We start from the raw sequence: 20,011 nt of genomic DNA, 5'->3' as shown, positions 1-20,011 counted from the left end.
GCCCGTCAACCTACCGCCACGTCCGCAGCCACCACGGCAGGTTCCGGGGCGCGAACGGATCGGCGGGCCACCGCCGCCGGCGCCGCTCGTCGGCCGGCCCGACCAGAGCGCGGAGCTCGCGCCGGGCCCGGCGGGACAACCGGCGCAGCGCGACCTCGATGACCGCCCGCGGGTCTTCGGGGTTCCGCCAGTCGTAGTCGTCGCCATGCCACGGGACGCCCTCGCCCCGCGCGGGCCCGCACCAGACGCCGACCGCCTCGGCGGCCCGGTTGTCGGGCCACCCCTGAGCGCGATCGAGGGCACGCAACTGCCGCATCGCCGCCGCCGAGAGGCCGGGCACGTCGACCCGGCGGCGCGGAGACCGGCGGTGATGGCGCCGGAGGGCGGCGCGAACGGCTGCGGGCGGCCGGCGGGGCACTGACACTTCCGACGTGTGGTGGTCGCCCGATGGTGCCACAGGTGAACCGGGAACGGGGGTCACTGGATGGCGAAGCTCGGGTGGGGTGGCTGGTTGTAGGCGGTGTTCTGCCAGGCCAGGGCCTCCCGGTACTGGATGTCGTGCAGGAGAGTCACCACCCGGCGGTCGGTCTGCACCGGGGTCGAGTAGATCCGCAGGGCCGTGTTGTTGCTCGTGGGCCAGATGACCTCCTCGCGCCAGTCGCCCAGGATGTCGCCGGACAGGGACGGGGTCGACTTCGTTCCGTTGTTGGAGTGGACGCCCGACGCGGTCAGCAGGCGGGTGTCGGACGATGTGCCGTACTTGTCGATGTGGGTGCCGTCCAGCAGTTCGCGGACCGGGTCGCCGTCCCACCAGACGACGAAGTTCGTGGAGCTCGGCTTGCGGGACGAGACGACCGAGCCGTTCGGGTTGCGGACGCCGTCGGCCAGTGACGACCACGACTCGGCGCCGGCGCTTCCCGACCAGATGTCGGCCGAGACGCCGCGGCCGTTGTCGCCGCCGGACGGGGTGCTCCAGAGGATCTGGCCGGTGCGGGCGTCGGCCATCCACGACGACGGCTTGCTGGCGTCCTCGTCGACCTTGAAGACCTCGAGGCCGGCCCGTGACGGGTTCAGGTCGCCCACGTGCAGGGCGTCGCCGTGGCCCAGGCCCGTGTTCCAGAGCCGGGCGCCGTTGTCGTCGACGGCCAGCGAGCCGTAGACGATCTCGTCGCGCCCGTCGGCGTCGACGTCGGCCACCGACAGCTGGTGGTTGCCCTGCCCGGCCGTTCCCGGGTTGGTCGAGCTGTTGCTGTCGAAGGTCCAGCGGCGGGTCAGCGTGCCGTTGCGGAAGTCCCAGGCCACGATCACCGTACGGGTGTAGTAGCCCCGGGCCATGATCAGGCTGGGGCGGGCACCGTCGAGGTAGGCGGTGCCGGCCAGGAAACGGTCGACCCGGTTGCCGTACGAGTCGCCCCACGAGGAGACCGTGCCGCGCGGGGGCACGTAGTCCACTGTCGACAGGGCGGCGCCGTTGCGGCCGTCGAACACGGTCAGATATTCGGGGCCGCTCAGGATGTAGCCACTGGAGTTGCGGTAGTCGGCACCGGAGTTGCCGATGACCTGGCCGGTGCCGGACGTCGTGGCGTCGGCCGTCTTCATGGCCACCTCGGCGTCGCCGTCACCGTCGTAGTCGTACACCTGGAACTGGGTGTAATGAGCACCGGCCCGGATGTTGCGACCCAGGTTGATCCGCCACAGCCGGGTGCCGTCGAGGCGGTAGCCGTCGACGTAGACCGGGTCGGTGACGCCGGACTGCGAGTTGTCCTTGGCGTTGAGCGGCTCCCACTTGAGCACCAGGTCGAGGCGGCCGTCGCCGTCGAGGTCGCCGACGCTGGCGTCGTTGGCCGCGTAGAGCGAGCTGTTCGGGTTCTGGATCGGCACGTCGAGATAGCCGCTGCCGAAGGTCAGGCTCGGGCCCTCGGCCGCCTGCTCGGCGCCGCCCACGACCGGGCGGATCGTGTACGAGGCGGAGGCGGCGGCGCCGGCGTCCAGATAGTTTGTCGACGCGGTGATGGGCGCCGAGTTGAGCTTGGCCGAGCCGCGGTAGAGGTTGAACCCGGCGCCGGCCGGGTCGGTGGCCAGCCATCGCCAGCTGACCAGGTTGCCGCTGCCGGAGCGGACGCTGATCAGGCCGCGGTCGAGCCGCTCGCGCTGCCGTCCGTCGGCGGCTTCGGCCCTGGTCGCCACCGTGATCACCGCGCCCGCGGTGAGGACGGCCAAGCCCGCCGCGATCTTTGCCCTGCTGGACACCGGAGTCTCCTCTCGATAGCTTCGGGAGCGCTCCCAGATTGACGCGTGTCGATGGATGAGTCAAGGAGAAGCCATGCGGAGATGGTGTACGGCCCTGATCGCCGGCCTGCTGGCCGGCGCCGCCACGCTGGTCGCGGCCGCGCCCGCGTCGGCCGCCGTAGGCTGCACGGTCGCGTACAGGACGACCGCCCAGTGGCCGGGCGGCTTCGGCGCCTCGGTCGACGTCACCAACCTGGGCGACCCGGTGAGCTCGTGGACGCTGACGTTCGCCTTCCCGTCGGGACAGACGGTCACCCAGCTGTGGAACGGCTCCGTGACCCAGTCCGGGGCCGCCGTGACCGTCCGCAACGCCGCCTGGAACGGCGCGCTCGCCACCAACGCCACCACGTCGTTCGGCTTCAACGGATCGGGCTCGGGCGCCGCCCCGACGGCCTTCGCCCTCAACGGCACGGCTTGCAACGGAGGCACGACACCGACCCCGACCACTCCGCCGCCGGCGGGTGACGAGCCCGTCAAGATCATGGCGCTCGGCGACTCGATCACCGGCTCGCCCGGCTGCTGGCGCGCTCTGCTCTGGCAGAAGCTGCCGGCCGACCGGGTCGACTTCGTGGGCACGCTGCCCGGGCAGGGCTGCGGCTTCGCCTACGACGGCGAGAACGAGGGCCACGGCGGTTTCCTGGCCACCACCGTCGCCACCCAGAACCAGCTGGTCGGCTGGCTCTCGGCCACCGATCCCGACGTGGTGCTCATGCACTTCGGCACGAACGACGTCTGGAACAACCTCTCCCCCACCACGATCCTCGCCGCGTTCACCAAGCTGGTCTCGCAGATGCGCGCCCAGAACCCGGCCATGAAGATCCTGGTCGCCCAGATCATCCCGATGAACGCGAGCAACTGCGCCGAGTGCGGCCAGCGCGTGGTCGATCTCAACGCCGCCATCCCGGCCTGGGCCGCCGGCCTGTCCACCGCCGCCTCCCCCATCACCGTCGTCGACCAGTGGACGGGCTTCGACACCGCCACCGACACGTACGACGGCGTCCACCCGAACGACGCCGGCAACGTGAAGATCGCCACCCGCTGGTACCCGGAGGTGGCGCGGGCCATCGGCTGATGCCGTACCTTGTCGCGGTGATCGAGACCGCGACATGGGATCCGCCGCCGCGCCGGCCGGGGTGGGCCAAGGCGTACATCGGGGCTTCCCTGGGCCTGGTGACGACGCTCGTCGTCACCGTCGGCGGGATCCGCGGTCTGAACGCGGCCACGGAGACCCGCTACGCGGAGAAGCCCGACGTCTGTGGCGCGCTCGAGACCGGGCCGCTCGAGCGGCGCCTCGGCGTGCCGTCGTCACAGCCGGAAAAGGGGCTGCTGCCCTCCGTCTGCGACTACGCCATGTTCGACGCCGGCCGGCGGCAAGGCGCCGGAAGGCTCACCATCAACCGCTTCGCCAGTTCCTTCGAGGCGTCGCTGTCGTGGGAGGTGGAGAAGACCGACGACGAGCGCATCACGGACGTGCCCGGCCTCGGGCGTGAGGCTCGTATCGCCACCGTCGACTCCCCCTCCCCCGGCATTCCCATCTGCTCGGCGCACCTGCACGTCCTCGACGCGAACGCGATGCTGATGAGCCAGATTAGCGTCGCCGCCGACCTCGGGTCCCACCCCTGCGACGACCTCGAGGCGCTCAAAGCGGCCCTGATCGACAGCACACGGGCGACGATGGCGCACTTCGCGTAGCGGCGTCACCTGCGCGAGGGGAATCAGCGGCGCCGCGCGAACGGCCGGGGTGACGGCCTCTTTTCAACGCGCCCGGTTCGCGTAGCTTTCGTCGCATGTTCCAGGATCTGCGGCGGCTCACCCGGGGGCACCGCCGGTGGATCGCGGTGGCGGCCGGGCTGAGCCTGCTCGGGTCGGCCCTGGCGCTGGCCCAGCCGCTGCTGGCCGGGGCGGCGGTCGACGCGGCGACCGGCGGGCGGGTGCCGTGGCCGATCTTCGGGGCGCTCGCCGGGCTGTTCGCGGCGCAGGCCGTGGCCCACGCGACGGCCCGCTACGTGCAGGCCTACACCGGCGAGAGCATGACCCGGGAGCTGCGGCTGGCCGTCATCGTGCGGCTTCTGAGGGTGCGGATGCCGCTGCTCGACCACGTCCGCACCGGCGACGTGATCGCCCGGGCCTGCGGCGACACCGCCGTGGTGAAGACCCTGGTCGCGCAGAGCCTCGGCACCGGGGTGGCCGGCGTGATCGCCCTGGTCGCCGTGGTGGCGCTGCTGGCCCGGCTCGACCCGTCGCTGATGGCGCTCGTGGTCACGCTGTTCACGGTGTCGGTGGCCAGCCTGCTGGCCGTGGTGCGGCGGCTGCGGGCCGCCTCGCACACCGCGCAGACCGCCGAGGGGGCACTCTCGGCCGACCTGGAACGGGCCCTGGGCGGGATGCGCACGGTGCGGGCCTGCCGGGCCGAGCCGGCCGAGGCCTCCCGGCTCCAGGGGTCGGCCACCAGGGCGTACCGTGCGAATCTGCGCATGGCCGAGCTCGCGGCACTCAGCGGGCCCGCCAACGACCTCGCGGTCAGCGGCGCCTTCCTGACCGTGCTGCTCGTGGGCGCCACCCGGGTCGCCGCAGGCGAGACCTCGCTGGGCCGCCTGGTCGCCTTCACCCTGGCCATGACGTATCTGTCGGCGCCCATCTACGAGATCTTCCAGGCGGTCGGCGCCATCCAGCAGGGCTCGGGGGCGCTGAACCGGATCAACGAGGTGCTCGCGCTGCCGGTCGAGCGCGACCATCCGCGAGCCGTCGTGCCGATGCGCCGGCGGCCGCCGATCCTGGAGTTCCGCGACGTGTGGTTCGGATACGACCCGGACCGGCCGGTGCTGCGCGGCATCCGGTTCGCCGTGCCCGAGCGCGGTCACGTCGCGCTCGTGGGCGCGTCCGGAGCCGGCAAGTCGACCGTCTTCGCGCTGGCCGAGCGCTTCTACGAACCCGACCGGGGCACGATCCTGCTGCGCGGGCGCGACGCCCGTTTCATCCCGTACGCCCGGCACCGCGCCATCGTCGGCCTGGTCGAGCAGGACTGCCCGCTGCTGGCCGGCACCCTGCGGGAGAACCTGCTCTACGGCGCCGGGCCGGCCGCGGCCGGCGACCTCGACCGGGTGCTGGCCATGACCGGGCTGACCGCCGTGGTGGCCGCCCTGCCCGGCGGCCTCGACACCCCGGTCGGCGAGCGCGGCGGCCGGCTCTCCGGCGGTCAGCGGCAGCGCGTGGCCATCGCCCGCTGCCTGCTCTCCCGGCCCGGCCTCGTCCTGCTCGACGAGCCGACGGCCCACCTCGACCCGGACAGCGAACGGGCCCTGGCCGCCACCATGCGCGAAGTGGCCCGGGTGTGCGCCCTCGTCGTCATCGCGCATCGCTTCTCCACGGTCCGAGCGGCCGACCGGGTCCTGGTCGTCGAGGGCGGCGCGGTGACCGCCGAGGGAACACACGACGAGTTGCTCCGTGCCAACGCCTATTACCGCCGTCTCGCCGGCGCACGTGCGGAGGGCGCCGAAGTTCATCATCGTCCATTGTGAATCTTGTTACATAGATCATCTCCTGTCGCCCGGCGTAGTTTGCCCGCCAAAGCATTGCCTGCCGACAAAGGAGAACCATGCGATTGGTCCGCATCACGTCGGTGCTGGCCCTGGCGGGCGTCGCGGCCTGGGCCGCGCTGCCCGGCGGGGGCCTCGCCGCCGCGCAGACCCCCGGGCCGGCCGCCGCCACCGCGGCGACCGGGCCGGCCTTCGCCGCCCCACCAAAGGCGGTCACCCTCATCACCGGCGACACCGTCAAGGTCAGCAGCGTCGCCGGCCAGACCACCGTGGACGTCGTCCCCGCCCCGGGCCGGGAGAAGATCCCGTTCCTCACCTCCAGCGCCGGCAAGGACGTTCAGGTCGTGCCGGCCGACGCCGCGAGCCTGCTCGCCACCGGACGTCTCGACCCGCGCCTGTTCGACGTGTCCACGCTGCTGAGCTTCGGCTACGACGACAGCCGCCGGACGCTCCCGCTGATCGTGCAGGGCACCGCCGCCCCGGCCGGCGCCCGGGCCACCCGCGAGCTGCCCGGCATCGGCCTGGTCGCGTACGAGCAGGACCGCACCAAGCCGGCCGACCTGTGGAAGAGCCTGACCGCGGCCGGGAAGCTGCGCTCCGGCGTCAGCAAGGTCTGGCTCGACGGCAAGCGCAAGCTCAGCCTCGACGTCAGCGTCCCGCTGATCGGCGCCCCCGCCGCCTGGCAGGCCGGGCTGACCGGCGCCGGCGTCAAGGTCGCCGTGATCGACAGCGGCGTCGACCTCACCCACCCCGACTTCGCGGGCCAGGTCGCGGCCGCCGTCGACTTCAGCGGGGCCGGCGACCTGACCGACCCGGTCGGCCACGGCACCCACGTGGCCTCGACCATCCTCGGCACCGGGGCCGCCTCGGGCGGTCGCTACAAGGGTGTGGCGCCGGGCGCGAAGCTGCTCAGCGCCAAGGTCTGCGGGCTCACCGACTGCGACGAGTCGCAGATCCTGGCCGGCATGCAATGGGCCGCCGAGCAGGGCGCGGCCGTGGCCAACATGAGCCTGGGCGGGCCCGACACCCCCGACGTCGACGTGCTCGAACAGGCCGTCGACGACCTGACCACCAAGTACGGCACGCTCTTCGTGATCGCGGCCGGCAACAGCGGCGAGGCGGGTGACAGCACCGTCGAGTCGCCCGGCAGCGCCGACCGGGCCCTGACCGTGGGCGCGGTCAGCAAGACCAAGGAGCTGGCCTCGTTCTCCAGCCGGGGACCCCGGGCCGAGGACGCCGCCGTCAAGCCGGACATCACCGGCCCGGGCGTGCAGATCGTGGCCGCCCGGTCCGTGGACGGCCAGTTCCCGCCGGTCGACGGCAACGAGGCGTACACCTCGCTCTCCGGCACCTCGATGGCCACGCCGCACGTGGCCGGCGCCGCCGCCCTGCTCGCGCAGCAGCATCCACAGTGGCGCGCGGCCCAGCTCAAGGCGACCCTCACCGCCTCCGCCGACCCCAACGCCGATCTCCAGCCGTACGAGCAGGGGGCCGGCCTGGTCGACGTCGAGCGCGCCCTCGACCAGCCGGTCACGGCCGACCCGGTCAGCCTCGGTTTCCAGCGCGACGGGACAACCCGGAGCCAGACCATCACGTACGCCAACAGCGGCACCACCCCGGTGACCCTGAACCTCGACCTCGCCACCGGCGCGCCCGCCGGCGTCTTCTCGGTCAGCGCCAGGACGGTGACCGTGGCGGCGGGCTCGACCGCGACGGTCACCGTCACCGCCGCCGTCCCGGCCGGGCTCGAGGAGCAGCCGTACGGCGGCGAGCTGACCGCGACCGCCGGGAACCTGCGGGTGGTCACACCGGTCGCGATGTATCTGACCCGGCGCACCCTGACCGTGAACACGCCCGGCGTGACCGGCGAGAACCCGCGCTGGGTCACCATGCTCACCGAGCTCGACCGCCAGACGGTCACCTCGTTCGCGCACACCGGCGGCAGCGTGCGGGTGCCGGTCGAGCCGGGCCGCTACGTCGCCCAGTCGTACCTGCTCACCGGCTCCGAGGAGGACCCGGTCATCACCTCGCTGGCCGACCCCGCGGTCGTGCTCGACCAGGACCGCACGATCACCATGGACGCCCGCGCGGCCAAGCCGGTCACCATCACGATGCCGGACCGGAAGGCGGTGGCGGCGTACCACGAGGCGGGCTGGACGATCCGCGTGAAGGCGCCGGAGATCTGGGGCAGCAACGACCCGTACGGCGTGCTCATGAACTTGAACTTCGCCCGTCTGCGCACCGGACCGGCCACCGGCGGCGGCCAGGCGCCCGGCTACGTGTCCTACCTGTCCGGCAAGTGGACCGCCGGGCCGTCCGTCTACCACGCCTACTTCTACGAGCGCGGCCGCATGATGGCCGGCAAGACCAGGACGCTGCGCGCGAGCGACCTGGCCACGGTCCGCTCGACGGTCGGCGCCGACGTGCCGGACGTGCCGGTGACCCGCCTCGCCATCGGCCGGGCGCCGGGCAACTCGGCCGTCTACCGCAGCGCGGACGCGCGGCAGAGCCCGCTGAGCTTCGACTACGACGTGCCGGCCACGATCACCGAGTACTACAACCGTGACCAGCAGACCGAATGGCAGGTGACGAGCGGGCAGCGCGGATATACGTACTACAAGTCGGACTGGACGTCGTGGGCGCCCGGCCGCACGTACAGCGAGAAGTGGGCCAACGGTGTCGAGGGGCCGGTCTTCCCGGAGCCCGAGTTCGCCCAGCAGTACGCCACCCGATATTGGGGCGACACGATGGGCGGCCCGGGCCCGCTGCACGGCGACGGCAGCGGACACGAGGGCTTCCGCTTCGCCCGCACCGGCAGCGTCGACGTGCGCATCTACCGCAATGGCACGCTGGTCGGCCAGTCGGCGTCGACACCGCAGTCGACGGAGGTCCCGGCCGCCGCGGGTGACTACCGGGTGCACGCGATGTTCCGCAGCGACCCGGCCTTCACCTTGTCCACAGTGGTCGACGCCGAGTGGACGTTCCGCTCGGCCCACGTCCCCGACGGCAAGCTCGTCCGCCTGCCGATGACGGCGATCCGCTACAGCCCGTCGCTGAGCATCGACAACGCGGCTGCGGCGGGCCGTTTGATGACCCTGCCCGTCTCCCTCGACCGTCAGGTGGGAGCGGCCCCGGCCGCCACCCGGAGCCTGACGGTGGAGGCGTCCTTCGACGACGGCCGGACGTGGCGCCGCCTCCCGGCGCTCCGCATCGGCACCAAGGCCACAGCGGTCGTCCAGCTGCCGCGCGGCACCGGCTTCGTCTCGCTGCGTTCCACGGCGACCGACACCGCCGGCGCCACGACGAAGCAGACGATCATCCGCGCCTACCGCTACCGGTAAGCCCGTTCGGGGTCTCCGGCGGCCGGTCCGCCGGAGACCCTCACTCCTGGCGCCAGGAGTGCTGGGGGTCGTAGCCCAGCAGGCGGCGGGCCTTGTCGATGGAGAGCAGGGTCTCGTGCTCGCCGAGCTCGCGGGTGACGGGGACGTCCGGGAAGTATTCGGCGGCCAGGGCGGCGCTGGAGCGGCTCATCACGGTGTCGGCGTTGGCGATCACGAAGATCTCCGAGCCGGTCCGGTCGTAGGACAGGGCGCGGCGGACGGCCTGGGCGCCGTCGCGGGCGTCGATGTAGCCCCACAGGTTCCAGATGCGCTGTCTCGGGTCGGCGTCGAACGACGGGAAGGCGGCGTAGTCGGCGGGCTCCATGACGTTCGAGAAGCGCAGGCCGACCGCGGTCAGCTCCGGGCTCCACCGGCAGAACTGCGCGACCATCGTCTCCTCGAGGTGCTTGGCCAGCGAGTACGAGCTCTCCGGCCGCGCCGGGTATTCCTCGTCGACCGGGATGTACGGCGGCGGCGAGTCGGGCCCCAGCGGCAGCCCGAGCAGCGTCTCACTCGACGCCCACACGACCCGCTTGATGCCGGCGACCCGGGCCGCGGCGAACACGTTGTAGCTGGCCGTGATGTTGTTGGCGAAGGTCGCCGCGTTCGGGAGCAGCCCCGGAGCGGGGATCGCCGCGAGGTGCACGACCGCGTCGATGCTGTCGTACCGGTCGTCGACGGCGGTCAGCGCGCCGACCACCTGGCCGAAGTCGGTGAGGTCGACCAGCGTGAACGGCGCCGACGTTTCCCGGGGCGCCGCCCGGTCGAGGTTGACCACCTCGTAGTCGTGGTCGAGCAGGTCCTGAACGACGGCGCGGCCCAGTTTGCCGCTTCCGCCGGTCACCGCGATGCGAGGCATGTCTCTCCCCAGGGTGGTGGTGGCTCCGCCCTAGATCCTCGCACTCCCCGTGGGCGGCCGGATCACAGCAGGGGGAAACCGCTGAGCAGCTGTTGGAGGTGGATGACCTGGCGGGGGACGAACTCGGCGACGGTCAGGGCCACGACGTCGGTGGCGGCCTTCAGGTCGGCGGTGATGCGGCGGACCTGGGCGGTGGTGAGGCCGCCCGGCTCGGCGCCCAGGCCCAGCACCACCTCGTCGCTGTCGATGGTGTCGACGTCGAAGTGCACGGCCACCCGGGAGCAGCCGGTGGCGGCCAACCAGTCCAGCAGCGGCTGTGAAGACGTACGGAGGTCGCCGGGGGCGAAGCTCCTGATTCCCCACTCGGCGACGTTGCCGATGTCGTCGTCGGTCCACGCGTGCAGGCCGACCAGGGCGACATGGGCCGGGGTGATGGTGGCGGGGAGCAGACGGAGTACGTCGGGATCGCCGTGGCCGGTCAGGGCGGAGACGGCCATGGCGTGGAAGCCGGGATAGGCGCTGGCCGGGGTGCCGATGTCGGGGTGCGAGTCGATCCAGACGATGGCCAGGTCGTCGCCGTACCCGCGCCCTGCCATTGCGGCCACACCAGCCGTAGCGTCACCTCGTCGCGGCCGGGGGATCTCATTCGGCCTCCGCGGGGGCCGGCACGGCATCGGCGCCCGGCATCATGCGCGGCATGAGGCTGGTCATGGCGGCGCCGGCCGCCCTGTCGCCGAGCGCGGCCCGGTACACCAGCTCGTGCGTCCGGCCCTGTTCGAGCAGCAAGCGCGCCAGCTCGCGGCCGGCGGCCTGGTCGCCGTCGTCGGCACGTCGCCGTAGCAGGGAGATCCCCTCCTCGAGATCGCCGTGTTCCTTCAGGAGGGCGGCCAACTGGCGCACCGCTTTCCGATCACCGTCCTCGGCGCGGCGGCGCACCATGGCGATGGCCTCGTCCGTCCTTCCCTGTTCGCACAGTAGCTCGGTGAGCACCCGGGCGGCGTCGGGATCGCCGTCGTCGGCGCGGCGGCTCAGAAGCGCGACCGCCTCGTCCAGGTCGTCCTGCTCGCGGAGCAGGCTGACCAGCGCGGAGGTCGCGTAACGGTCACCGGCCTCGGCGCGATCCCGCAGTTCGGCCCGGTCGCCGCGTTCGCGCAGCAGACGAGCCAGAGCCGGCCGCGCATCGGCGTCGCCCCTGGCCGCGCGACGGCGCAGTCCGGCCAGGTCTCCCCGGCGGTGCAGCAGGAAGGCCAGTGCTGCTCCGGCTTCTACGACACCCTCGTCGGCCAGGTCCGCCAAGGCCTGCTCGTCACGGATCTCCGTCAGCAGGTCGACGAGCTCGCTCGCGGTGCCCGGGTCACCGGTCTCGGCGCCTTCCCGCAAGACGCGCACCGCGTCGTCCACCCGGCCCAGCGAACGAAGCAGCTTCCCCAGTTCGAGCCGGGCGCCGAGGTCGCCCCGTTCGGCCAGATCGCCGAGCGCGTCCACGTCTCCCCGCTCACGCAGGAGGCCCGACAACTGGCTGCGGGCCTCCGGGTCGTCGGCCCGCTCGCGGAGCGCGTCGGCGTCACCCTGTTCTCGCAACACCCGCGCCAGTTCCTGACGGCTGGACGAGCCGCCGGTCTCGGCTTCCCGGCTCAGAACCTCGACCGCCGCGACCCGGTCGCCGTGCCGGCGAAGCAGCCGCGCGAGCTCGAAGGCGACGGTGACGTCGCCGGCGTCCATCCGGTGCCGCAGCAGCGCGATCGCCGCCGGCACGTCGCCCCGTTCCCGCAAGAGGTCGCTGAGCTCACGGCCGGCCAGCCGGTCGCCGGCGTCGAACCGCGCCCGCAGCACCTCGGCCGCGCCGTCGATGTCGCCACGCTCGAGCAGGAGGTCGGTGAGCTCGCTGCCGGCGAACCGGTCGCCCGCGTAGAGCCTGCTCCTCAGCAGCGCGACGGCGCCGTCGAGGTCGTCGTGGCTGCGCCGGGTCCGGGCCAGCTCACGGCCGGCCGCCCGGTCTCCCGCGGTCGAACGTCTGGTCAGTTCCTCCTCGTCGCCGCGTTCGCGGAGCAGGATCGCCAGTTCCCGCTGGACGAGCGGGTCGCCGCTCCCGGCGAGATCCCGCAACCCGGGCAGATCACCGTTGCCTCGCAGGAGACGCGCGAGCTCCCGGCCGGCTGACCGGTCGCCACCGGTGAAGCGCTCCCGCAGCTCCGCCTCGTCTCCCCGCTGCCGCAACAGGAACGCCAATTCCCGGGCCGCCATCAGGTCCCCGCGGTCGGTCAGGTGCCGTAGGGCCTCCGCGTCGCTCCGCGAGCGCAGTTCCCGGGCCCGCATCAGATCGTTGTGCAGGACGTACACCTCGCTCATCCCGGCCGAACGGTGCAGCCGCGCCAGCCGTTCCTGGTCCCGCAGCACGCGCACCAGTTCCTCGCTCGCGGCCAGGTCGCGCCGCTCGGCGCGCCGTCGAAGCTCCATCAGGTCGCCCCGGTCGCGCAGCAGGCCGGCGAGCTGCCGGCCGGCTTCCCCGTCACCCGCGTCCGCACGCGTGGTCAGCTCCGTCACGTCACCGGCCGAGCGCAGGAGCCGCACTAGTTGTTTGGCGGCCCGCTCGTCGCCGGCGGCGGCGCGACGCCGGCTCAGCTCCAGGCGGGCGTGCCGCAGGAGGTGGTCCTGGATCTCCGCGTGCCGGAACTGCCAGGCGTTGCCGTTGATCCTCAGCGTGGCCCGGTCGGGGTGGGTCCCGTCGGTGAGGAATCCGATCAGGGTCAACGGCAGCAGCGGTCGGTGTCCCAGCGCGATGGTGAGATGAACGATGCGGAACCTCAGCCAGCGGGCCTCACCGCCGGCCAGGCTCATCAGCGCGAACACGGTGACCCCGGCCGTGACCCACGCGAACGAGGCGACGCCGAGCAGCGCGGCGGCCGTGGCGTGGACCACCGCGGCCACCGCGGCGTACCGGGCGGATCCGGCCAGGGCCAGACCGTGGTTCACCCGCAACGTCCGGACGGGCCCGCCGTGGGCACGGCGGGTCGTTCGCCGGGACGGGATCATCGCCGCGAGGACCGCGCACCCGAGACCGGCGATCATGCCGGCCAGCAGGTCATCGAGGAACAACCCGGTGATGGCGCCGCAGCCGATACCGAAGAGGGCGGTGCCCTCGTTCTTCGCCGGGGCCGGCTGGAACTGGTGAGCGAACAGTCCACCGAAGACGCCTGAGCCGCACATGCACAGCACGACACCTCCGAGTTGCCAGGCGAGCTCGCCGGTGACGAGCGTGATCACCGCGGAGGCGAGGAGAACGGCCGCGGCCGCGCCGGCGCCAGTGCCGCGGCGCAGGCGGCCGGGGCTGGTGGCGAGCCGATCCCAGGGCAGCCGCCACCAGCGCAGGTCGCGCGTCTCGTCGAGGTACCCGAGGTAGGCGAGGCTCGCGAGCCATCGCCCGGCGGCCCGGTGGGGGTGGACGGAGGCCACGTAGCCGTCTATCAGCTGGGCCGTGACCTCGGCCCGGCTGGTCAGGCCGACGAGCTGACCCGGATCGCCCGTCGTGTACGTGTCCTTGGCCAGCCCCACCATCAGCGGTGTGGAGAGCGCGGTGGCCAGCGGCCCATGGGGATGCCGGCGGATGTTCTCGAAGACCGGCGCCCAGAGAGCCCGGCGGGCCGGCGCCGGGTCGTCCAGGAAGTCGATCACCTCAGTGCCGCCGAGCGGCTCCATCCGGATCACGGCGGCCCGGGCCAGCACCCCGGCGCGCTGCTCGGCCCGTCTGAACTCGCGGCTGCGGCAAGTCACGACCAGCGGGCGATCGCCCGCGGCGAAGCGTTCCAGCGCGGCCATCGCGGTGACGTGTGACGCCGCGTCGATCTCGTCCAGCCCGTCCAGCACCGGCATGACCCACCAGCTCGACACGCCGCCCTCGCTCGAGCGTGACTCGGTGGCCAGCTTGCGCGCGACCGGCCCGGCGACCCGGAAGTCCTCGACGAGCCGGCGCTCGAGCAGCTCGGCCACGGACTCGGCGCCCGGGTCCCAGGACGAGACCTCGATCAGCACCGGGACCGGCTCTCCGGGCAGACGGGGGCTGAGCAACTGGTCGACCAGCATCGTGGCGAGTACGGTCTTGCCGGCGCCGGGCTCACCGACCACCACGAGCTGCCGCCATGGCAGGTCTCGCAGCGTGGACGCGATCTCGCCGACGTGCCCGGTCAGCGGGGACTCCGGCCAGTCGGGGCCGGGATCGCCGGTCACCGCGGCTCGGGTCGCCCCGGTGCCGGGCGCCGAGCGGAACCGCACTCTCATCGGCAGCGGCCGGTGCAGCCGAGCCCGCAGCGAACTCGACCGCACCCTGGTCAAAGCCACGTCCGCCAGCTCGGCGGCGGCTTCGGCGACCGAGGCGCCGGACCGGGACGACCGCCACACGAGATCGATCAGCGCCGGGCTGAACGCGCCGGCGACCGCCGCGAACGAGGCCGCCACCACCGTCCAGCCCACTTTGTGGTCGGCGATGGAGGCCCAGGAGGCGACCCCGGCGAGGCCGGCCACCACCACGGCGGACAACCCGGCACGCGGCAGGCGCCCAGACATGTTCACAATGTACCCACGGCGACCAAGAGATCACGCTGGCCCGCCGCAGGTTCGGGGCGTCAGCGAACGGCCAGTTCCCCCAGCTCGGACCAGTCACTTTGCTCGATGCTCTGGCTGATGATCTTCGGGGTGGCCACCAGGTATTGCGGGAGATCCTGCTGGGCCTGTTTGAAGTGGGCGGAACCGACGTGCGCGGCGCCCGCGTCGCCGTCGCGGAAGGCCTCGACCAGGACGTACTCGGTCTCGTCGTCGAGGCTGCGGGACCAGTCGAACCACAGGCAGCCGGGCTCGGCGCGGGTGGCCTCGGTGAACGGGCCGGACAGGCGCGGCCAGTCGGCGGCGTACTCGGGCTTGACGCGGAATTTGGCGGTAATGAAGATCATTGATGACACACACCTTTCGCACGATCAGCTACCAGGGTTTTCTCATTGTGTCGCCCGATGAAGGCTGAAGGGCATGAAGCGCGCCGGGGTGTTGCAGTCGGTGGAGCGGGCGATGCGCGTGCTCGATCATCTCGCGGCGGCCGGCGGGCCGGTGACGGCGAAAGAGCTGGCCAAGGCCCTCGATCTCACCCTCCCGACCACGTATCACCTGCTCACGACGCTGGCCGGTGGTGGCTATCTGGTGCATCTGGCCGACGAGCGGGCCTACGCTCTCGGGCACCGTGTCGACGATCTCGCCCGGGGACTGCACCGGCAGATCGCGGTGCCGCCCGAGGTGCGCCGGGTGGCGTCCGTGGTGCACCGGGAAGCCAAGGCGGCCGCCTACTACGCGGCGCTGCGGGACGACGAGATGATCGTGGCGCACGTCGAGGAGTGCCCGGACCATCCGCGGATCAACCCTCTCGGTGTGGGCTTTCACCAGGTGCCTCATGCGACCGCCTTCGGGAAGTTGATGCTGGCCATGCTGCCGGAGATGCTGGAGGGAGCCCGGTTGCCGGAGGTGACGGCGGCGACCATCACGGACCGCAGACTGCTCGACCGGCAACTGCGGCAGGTGACGATGACCGGGCTGGCCATCGAGGTGGACGAGTTCCAGGCCGGGCTGAGCTGCATGGCCGCGCCGGTGACGGACGGCGCGGGCCGGTTCGTGGGGGCGGTGGCCATCTCCATGCCGACCGCCCGGTTGCGCACCGACCGCTGGTCGGTGGAGCGGGCCGTACGGCTCGGTGCGGCGCGGGCGACCCGGGCGGTGGCCATCAGCCGGGCACTTTGAGGTCGTAGAGCCGGGCCGCGTTCAGGCCGAGGATCTTCTCCTTGGCCGTGGCGGTCAGGCGGCCGTACTCGCCCTGCATGTCCTCGGGGATCTGGAAGCCGGCGAACTGCTCGACCAGCCATTTCGGCTGCCAGACGGCGTAGTCGCTGCCGAACAGCAGCCGGTCCTCGCCGAGCCAGTAGAGCAGCTCGCCGATGATCTGCGCGAAGTACCGCGGCCGGCTGTGCAGGAACGGCATGGCCATGGCGAGGCCGCCGTACACGTTGGGCTCCTGCGTGGCGATCCAGCAGAAGTCCTCCAGCCGCGGCAGCCCCACATGCTCGACGATGAACCGCAGCCCGGGGAACGCGGTCGCCGCGTCGTCCACGTCGGCCACGTCGAACGCGTCCCGGTTCATCGGGTAGACCGTGGGGCCCTTGGGGACGTGGATGTTGCGGATCCCGAGCCGTTCGCAGAGCTCGAGATAGCGGTACGCCCACGGGTCGCTCAGCTTCCAGCCCTTGCTGTCCCCCTTCCACTCGGCCGTGCACAGGGTGACGCCCGGCAGCTTCCACCGCTCGTACAGCCGCTCGAGCTTCTCCAGGCCGGCCTCGCCGTCGCGCGGATCGAACCGCCCGTTGACGATGAACCGGCCCGGATGGCGCTCGGCCAGCGATCCGTGCTGGTCGGTGGCGGTGAAGCCGTTGACGAACCAGTCGCTCAGGTCCGTCGACTGCAGGATCGCCACGTCGGCGTGGCCGGCCTCGAACACGTCGTGCATCATCCGGTCCTCGCCGACCCGCTCGAACTCCTCGAGCGAGCACCGGTAGCCCCGCGGCGAGAGAGCCGAGTGAAATCCGTGCAGGCAGCCGATGTGGCCCTGGCCGTACCGGTTGACCTGGTTGGCCGGGCTCCCGTCCCACAACCGGCAGTGACCGTCGACGACGAACCAGCCCTGGTACATCAGGGAACCAGGATCCCGCGTCCCTGCAGTCGTCCCGACTCGAGGTCGTCCATGGCCTCGTTCACCGCCGCCAGCGGATATTGCTTCGTGTGCAGTGTGACCTGCCCCTGGGCGGCGAGTGTCATCAGCTCGTCGAGGTCGGTGTAGGAGCCGACCAGGTTGCCGATGATGTTGCGCTCGGTGGAGATCAGGTCGATGGTCGGGATGTCGATCTTCCCGCCGTACCCGATGACGAAGTAGCTGCCGGCCCGGCGGGTGATGGCCAGGCCCTCGCGTTCGGCGCCCTGCTCCCCCACGAAGTCGAGCACGATGTGGGCCGAGTCGGTGAGGTCCTTCCCGCTCTCGAGGACCTCGTGCGCGCCCAGTTGCGTCGCCAGTTCGCGGGCGCGCGGGTTCGGGTCGACCACGACGACCCGGGCCGCGGTCATCGCGACCAGGCACTGGATGCCGATGTGGCCGAGGCCGCCGGCGCCGATGACGACGCAGGTGGCGCCCGGATGCAGCAGCGGCACGGCCTTGCGGACGGCGTGGTACGCGGTCAGCCCGGCGTCGGCCAGCGCGGCCACCGCCGCCGGTTCGAGGCCGTCGGCCAGTTTGACCACCGAGCGGGCGCTGGTCAGCAGCAGCTCGGCCATGCCGCCGTCGCTGTCGATGCCCGGGAACCGGGAGTTCTCGCAGTGCACGTCGTCGCCGCGGCGGCACGGCCGGCACAGCCCGCAGGTGACCAGCGGGTGCAGGATCACCGCGTCGCCCGGCGCCACGTTGGTCACGGCCGAGCCGACCTCACGCACCCAGCCGGCGTTCTCGTGGCCGATCACATACGGCAGCTGGACGCCGGACTTCTCGGCCCACTGTCCCTCGACGATGTGCAGGTCGGTGCGGCAGAGTCCCGCCGCCCCGACCTGGACCAGCACATCGAAGGGGCCGGTCACCCTCGGTTCCGGCACGTCGTCGACCGAGGGCCTTTTTCCGTACGCGTGTACTCGAACAGCCTTCATGACGCGCACTCTGCGCCGTTACCGCCCTAGTGCGTTAGCTCCGGTTCAGATGGTGACAACGGCTTCTCCTCCGGCTCGTCGCGGACGGCGGCCAGCTTGGACGGCCACCACATGTGCCGGCCGACGTCGAGGTTCAGCGCCGTCACCAGCACCGACCGCACGATCAACGTGTCGAGCAGGACGCCGAAGGCCACCGCGAAACCGATCTCCACGAAGGAGACCAGCGGCAGGCTGGCCAGGGCCGCGAACGTGCCCGCGAGCACGATGCCGGCCGAGGTGATCACGCCGCCGGTGGCCGCGAGCCCGACCAGCGCGCCCTTGCGGGTGCCGTGCTGCTGCGCCTCCTCGCGCACCCTGGTCATCAGGAAGATGTTGTAGTCGATGCCCAGGGCGACCAGGAACACGAAGACGAACAACGGGAACGACGTGTCCTCGGCCGGGAAGTCGAGGATGTAGCGGAACACCAGCACGCTGACCCCGAGGGCGGCCGCGAACGACAGCACCACGGTGGCGATCAGGATCAGTGGCGCCACGATCGCCCGCAGCAGCAGGGCCAGGATGATCAGCACGACGAGCAGCACGAGCGGGATGATCAGCCGGTTGTCGTGCTGGTTGGCGTTGTTGATGTCGAGCAGCGCGGCCGACGTGCCGCCGACCTTGGCCTCGGCTCCGGGCACGGCGTGCACGGCGTCGCGGGTCCGTTCGACGGTCTGCTGAGCCGCCTCGCTGTCCGGGGCCGCCTCGAGGGTGCCGTCGATCAGCGCCTTGCCGTCCTTGATCACCGGATCGGCCACCGCGACGATGCCGTCGACGCCCTCGAAGGCCGTCTTGACCTGCGCCGCCTGCGCGGCGTTGGCGATGACCGTGACCGGCTGGCCGCCACCGGCCGGGAAGTGCCGGGCCAGCACCTCCTCGGCCTGCACGGACGGCTTGTCGGAGGTGAATTGCTCGGCCGAGGTGAGGCCGGTCGCGTTGAGCTGGAGCAGGCCGAGCGCCATCGCCCCCAGGGCGAGCGCGGTGGTGATCCACACCATTCGCGGCCGTTTCGCCATCCGGTTGCCGATCCGGGCCCAGAAGCCGGTGGCCGTCGGCTCGGGCGTGCCGAACTTCGGCTTGACCGGCCAGAACAGCCAGCGCCCGCAGATCACGAGCATGGCCGGCAGGAGGGTGAGCATCGCGGCCAGGCCGACGACGACGCCGATGGCGGCGACCGGGCCGAGGCCGCTGGTCGAGTTCAGCTCGGCCAGGGTCAGGATCGACATGCCGATGGCGACGGTGGCGGCGCTGGCGACGATGGCCGGTCCGGCCCGGTGCAGGGCGAGCTGCATGGCCTCGTGCCGGTCCTCGTGGCGTCTCAGCTCTTCCCGATATCGGGCCACCAGCAGCAGCGCGTAGTCGGTGCTGGCGCCGAAGACGAGCACGGTCAGGATGCCGGCGCTCTGCGCGTTCACCACCAGGTCGGCGTATTTGGCGAGCAGGTAGATGACGGCCTGCGCGGCCATCAGCGCCACGCCGGCACTGATGATCGGGAACAGCCAGAGGACCGGACTTCGATAGGTGATGAGCAGGATGATCGCGACGACGATCAACGTCGTGTAGAGCAGCGTGCCGTCGATGCCGGCGAAGGCGTCGGCCGAGTCGGCCGCGCTGGCCACCGGGCCGGCGAGATAGACGTTCGCTCCGCCCTCGGCGATTTGCCGGATTTGGTCAGCGATATCGGGCAAAGCCTCCCAGCCATCATCGTCGATCTTGACGGGGACGATGAGCTGAATGGCTTGCTTGTCCTCCGACGGGATCGGGCCGATGATCTCGCCCGTCACGCCCGGGACACTCTTCATCTCGGCGGCGTCGGCTTGCGCTTTGGACAAATCGGACGGGGTTACGCCACCCGGCCGCTCGTAGATGACGATGGCGGGCGCGATGTCGTCCGGCTGGAACGCGCGCGACTCCTCGATGACCTGCGTGGACTCGGCCCCACCGGGCAGCCAGGCCGAGTTGTCGTTCTTCTCGACGCTGCCCAGTTTGCCCGCGAGCGGCGCGGTCAGGACCAGGATCACGATCCACAGGGCCAGCACGATCCACTTGGAACGGCGGCCGCAGATAAATCTCCCCATGATGAATTCCCCCCGGCGGGCAGCGTAAGCCCGCTGAAGGGAGCGCAGAAGCCCCCGAAGGCGTACCTCAGGGTTATCTCAGGGGAGATCCACAGCGGACGTTGATGGTGAATAATC

14 protein-coding genes are annotated in these 20,011 nt (G+C 71.8%); 5 read left to right on the top strand and 9 right to left on the bottom strand.

Annotated elements, in window-relative coordinates; all coding sequences use genetic code 11:
- Positions 1–10 precede the first annotated feature (10 nt).
- Together ACQP2X_RS23025 and ACQP2X_RS23020 are read right to left on the bottom strand one after the other, a co-directional pair.
- Positions 11–424 (bottom strand): hypothetical protein, encoded by a 414-nt coding sequence (locus tag ACQP2X_RS23025; RefSeq protein ID WP_498700120.1) that lies wholly within the window; start codon positions 422–424, stop codon positions 11–13.
- Between the two features lie 53 nt (positions 425–477).
- Complete coding sequence (locus tag ACQP2X_RS23020; protein ID WP_498700119.1) at positions 478–2,250, bottom strand: rhamnogalacturonan lyase; 1,773 nt, start codon at positions 2,248–2,250, stop codon at positions 478–480.
- A gap of 73 nt (positions 2,251–2,323) precedes the next feature.
- Here ACQP2X_RS23020 and ACQP2X_RS23015 point away from each other — a divergent pair, with 73 nt between their 5' ends.
- The 4 genes from ACQP2X_RS23015 (at position 2,324) to ACQP2X_RS23000 (ending at position 9,166) form a co-directional block, all read left to right on the top strand.
- Positions 2,324–3,361, top strand: a complete 1,038-nt coding sequence (locus tag ACQP2X_RS23015) for a cellulose binding domain-containing protein (RefSeq protein ID WP_498700118.1) — start codon at positions 2,324–2,326, stop codon at positions 3,359–3,361.
- Between the two features lie 17 nt (positions 3,362–3,378).
- Positions 3,379–3,981 carry a hypothetical protein gene (locus ACQP2X_RS23010; RefSeq protein ID WP_498700116.1) on the top strand — a complete coding sequence of 201 codons (603 nt, stop codon included), beginning with the start codon at positions 3,379–3,381 and terminating at the stop codon, positions 3,979–3,981.
- A gap of 95 nt (positions 3,982–4,076) precedes the next feature.
- Positions 4,077–5,807: an ABC transporter ATP-binding protein gene (locus ACQP2X_RS23005; protein WP_498700115.1), complete on the top strand. Its 1,731-nt coding sequence runs from the start codon at positions 4,077–4,079 to the stop codon at positions 5,805–5,807.
- Between the two features lie 77 nt (positions 5,808–5,884).
- Positions 5,885–9,166, top strand: a complete 3,282-nt coding sequence (locus ACQP2X_RS23000) for a S8 family peptidase (protein WP_498700114.1) — start codon at positions 5,885–5,887, stop codon at positions 9,164–9,166.
- Between the two features lie 40 nt (positions 9,167–9,206).
- On the opposite strand, the gene ACQP2X_RS22995 is transcribed toward ACQP2X_RS23000, so the two are convergent.
- The 4 genes from ACQP2X_RS22995 to ACQP2X_RS22980 all read right to left on the bottom strand — a co-directional run bounded on the left by ACQP2X_RS22995 (position 9,207) and on the right by ACQP2X_RS22980 (position 15,007).
- On the bottom strand, positions 9,207–10,064 hold the full coding sequence (locus tag ACQP2X_RS22995; RefSeq protein WP_498700111.1) for an NAD-dependent epimerase/dehydratase family protein: 858 nt from the start codon (positions 10,062–10,064) through the stop codon (positions 9,207–9,209).
- Between the two features lie 62 nt (positions 10,065–10,126).
- A complete protein-coding gene (locus tag ACQP2X_RS22990; RefSeq protein ID WP_498700109.1) occupies positions 10,127–10,660 on the bottom strand; it encodes an arginase family protein in 534 nt (177 codons plus the stop codon).
- Positions 10,661–10,706: 46 nt separating this feature from the next.
- Positions 10,707–14,624, bottom strand: a complete 3,918-nt coding sequence (locus ACQP2X_RS22985) for a hypothetical protein (protein ID WP_498700107.1) — start codon at positions 14,622–14,624, stop codon at positions 10,707–10,709.
- A 59-nt stretch (positions 14,625–14,683) separates the two neighbouring features.
- On the bottom strand, positions 14,684–15,007 hold the full coding sequence (locus ACQP2X_RS22980; protein WP_498700105.1) for a putative quinol monooxygenase: 324 nt from the start codon (positions 15,005–15,007) through the stop codon (positions 14,684–14,686).
- 73 nt (positions 15,008–15,080) lie between these two features.
- Here ACQP2X_RS22980 and ACQP2X_RS22975 point away from each other — a divergent pair, with 73 nt between their 5' ends.
- Positions 15,081–15,839: an IclR family transcriptional regulator gene (locus tag ACQP2X_RS22975; RefSeq protein ID WP_498700103.1), complete on the top strand. Its 759-nt coding sequence runs from the start codon at positions 15,081–15,083 to the stop codon at positions 15,837–15,839.
- Here ACQP2X_RS22975 and ACQP2X_RS22970 read toward each other — a convergent pair.
- Genes ACQP2X_RS22970 through ACQP2X_RS22960 form a run of 3 tightly spaced genes read right to left on the bottom strand, consistent with a single transcriptional unit; the run spans position 15,823 to position 19,894 of the window.
- The gene (locus ACQP2X_RS22970) at positions 15,823–16,782 is read right to left on the bottom strand and encodes an amidohydrolase family protein (protein ID WP_498700101.1); all 960 of its coding nucleotides are present in this window, start codon (positions 16,780–16,782) and stop codon (positions 15,823–15,825) included. The two genes, ACQP2X_RS22975 and ACQP2X_RS22970, sit on opposite strands and share 17 nt — an antisense overlap.
- Positions 16,782–17,780, bottom strand: coding sequence for an NAD(P)-dependent alcohol dehydrogenase (locus ACQP2X_RS22965; protein ID WP_498700099.1), 999 nt, complete (start codon positions 17,778–17,780; stop codon positions 16,782–16,784). Before ACQP2X_RS22965 ends, ACQP2X_RS22970 begins: the two co-directional genes overlap by 1 nt.
- A gap of 26 nt (positions 17,781–17,806) precedes the next feature.
- The gene (locus ACQP2X_RS22960) at positions 17,807–19,894 is read right to left on the bottom strand and encodes an MMPL family transporter (protein WP_498700097.1); all 2,088 of its coding nucleotides are present in this window, start codon (positions 19,892–19,894) and stop codon (positions 17,807–17,809) included.
- Positions 19,895–20,011: the final 117 nt, after the last annotated feature.

It is taken from the genome of Actinoplanes sp. CA-131856, from assembly GCF_050956135.1.
In the GTDB taxonomy this organism is placed as follows: Bacteria; Actinomycetota; Actinomycetes; order Mycobacteriales; family Micromonosporaceae; genus Actinoplanes.
Note: the sequence above shows the minus strand (reverse complement) of the source record. Positions and strands in the feature narration are given on the sequence as shown.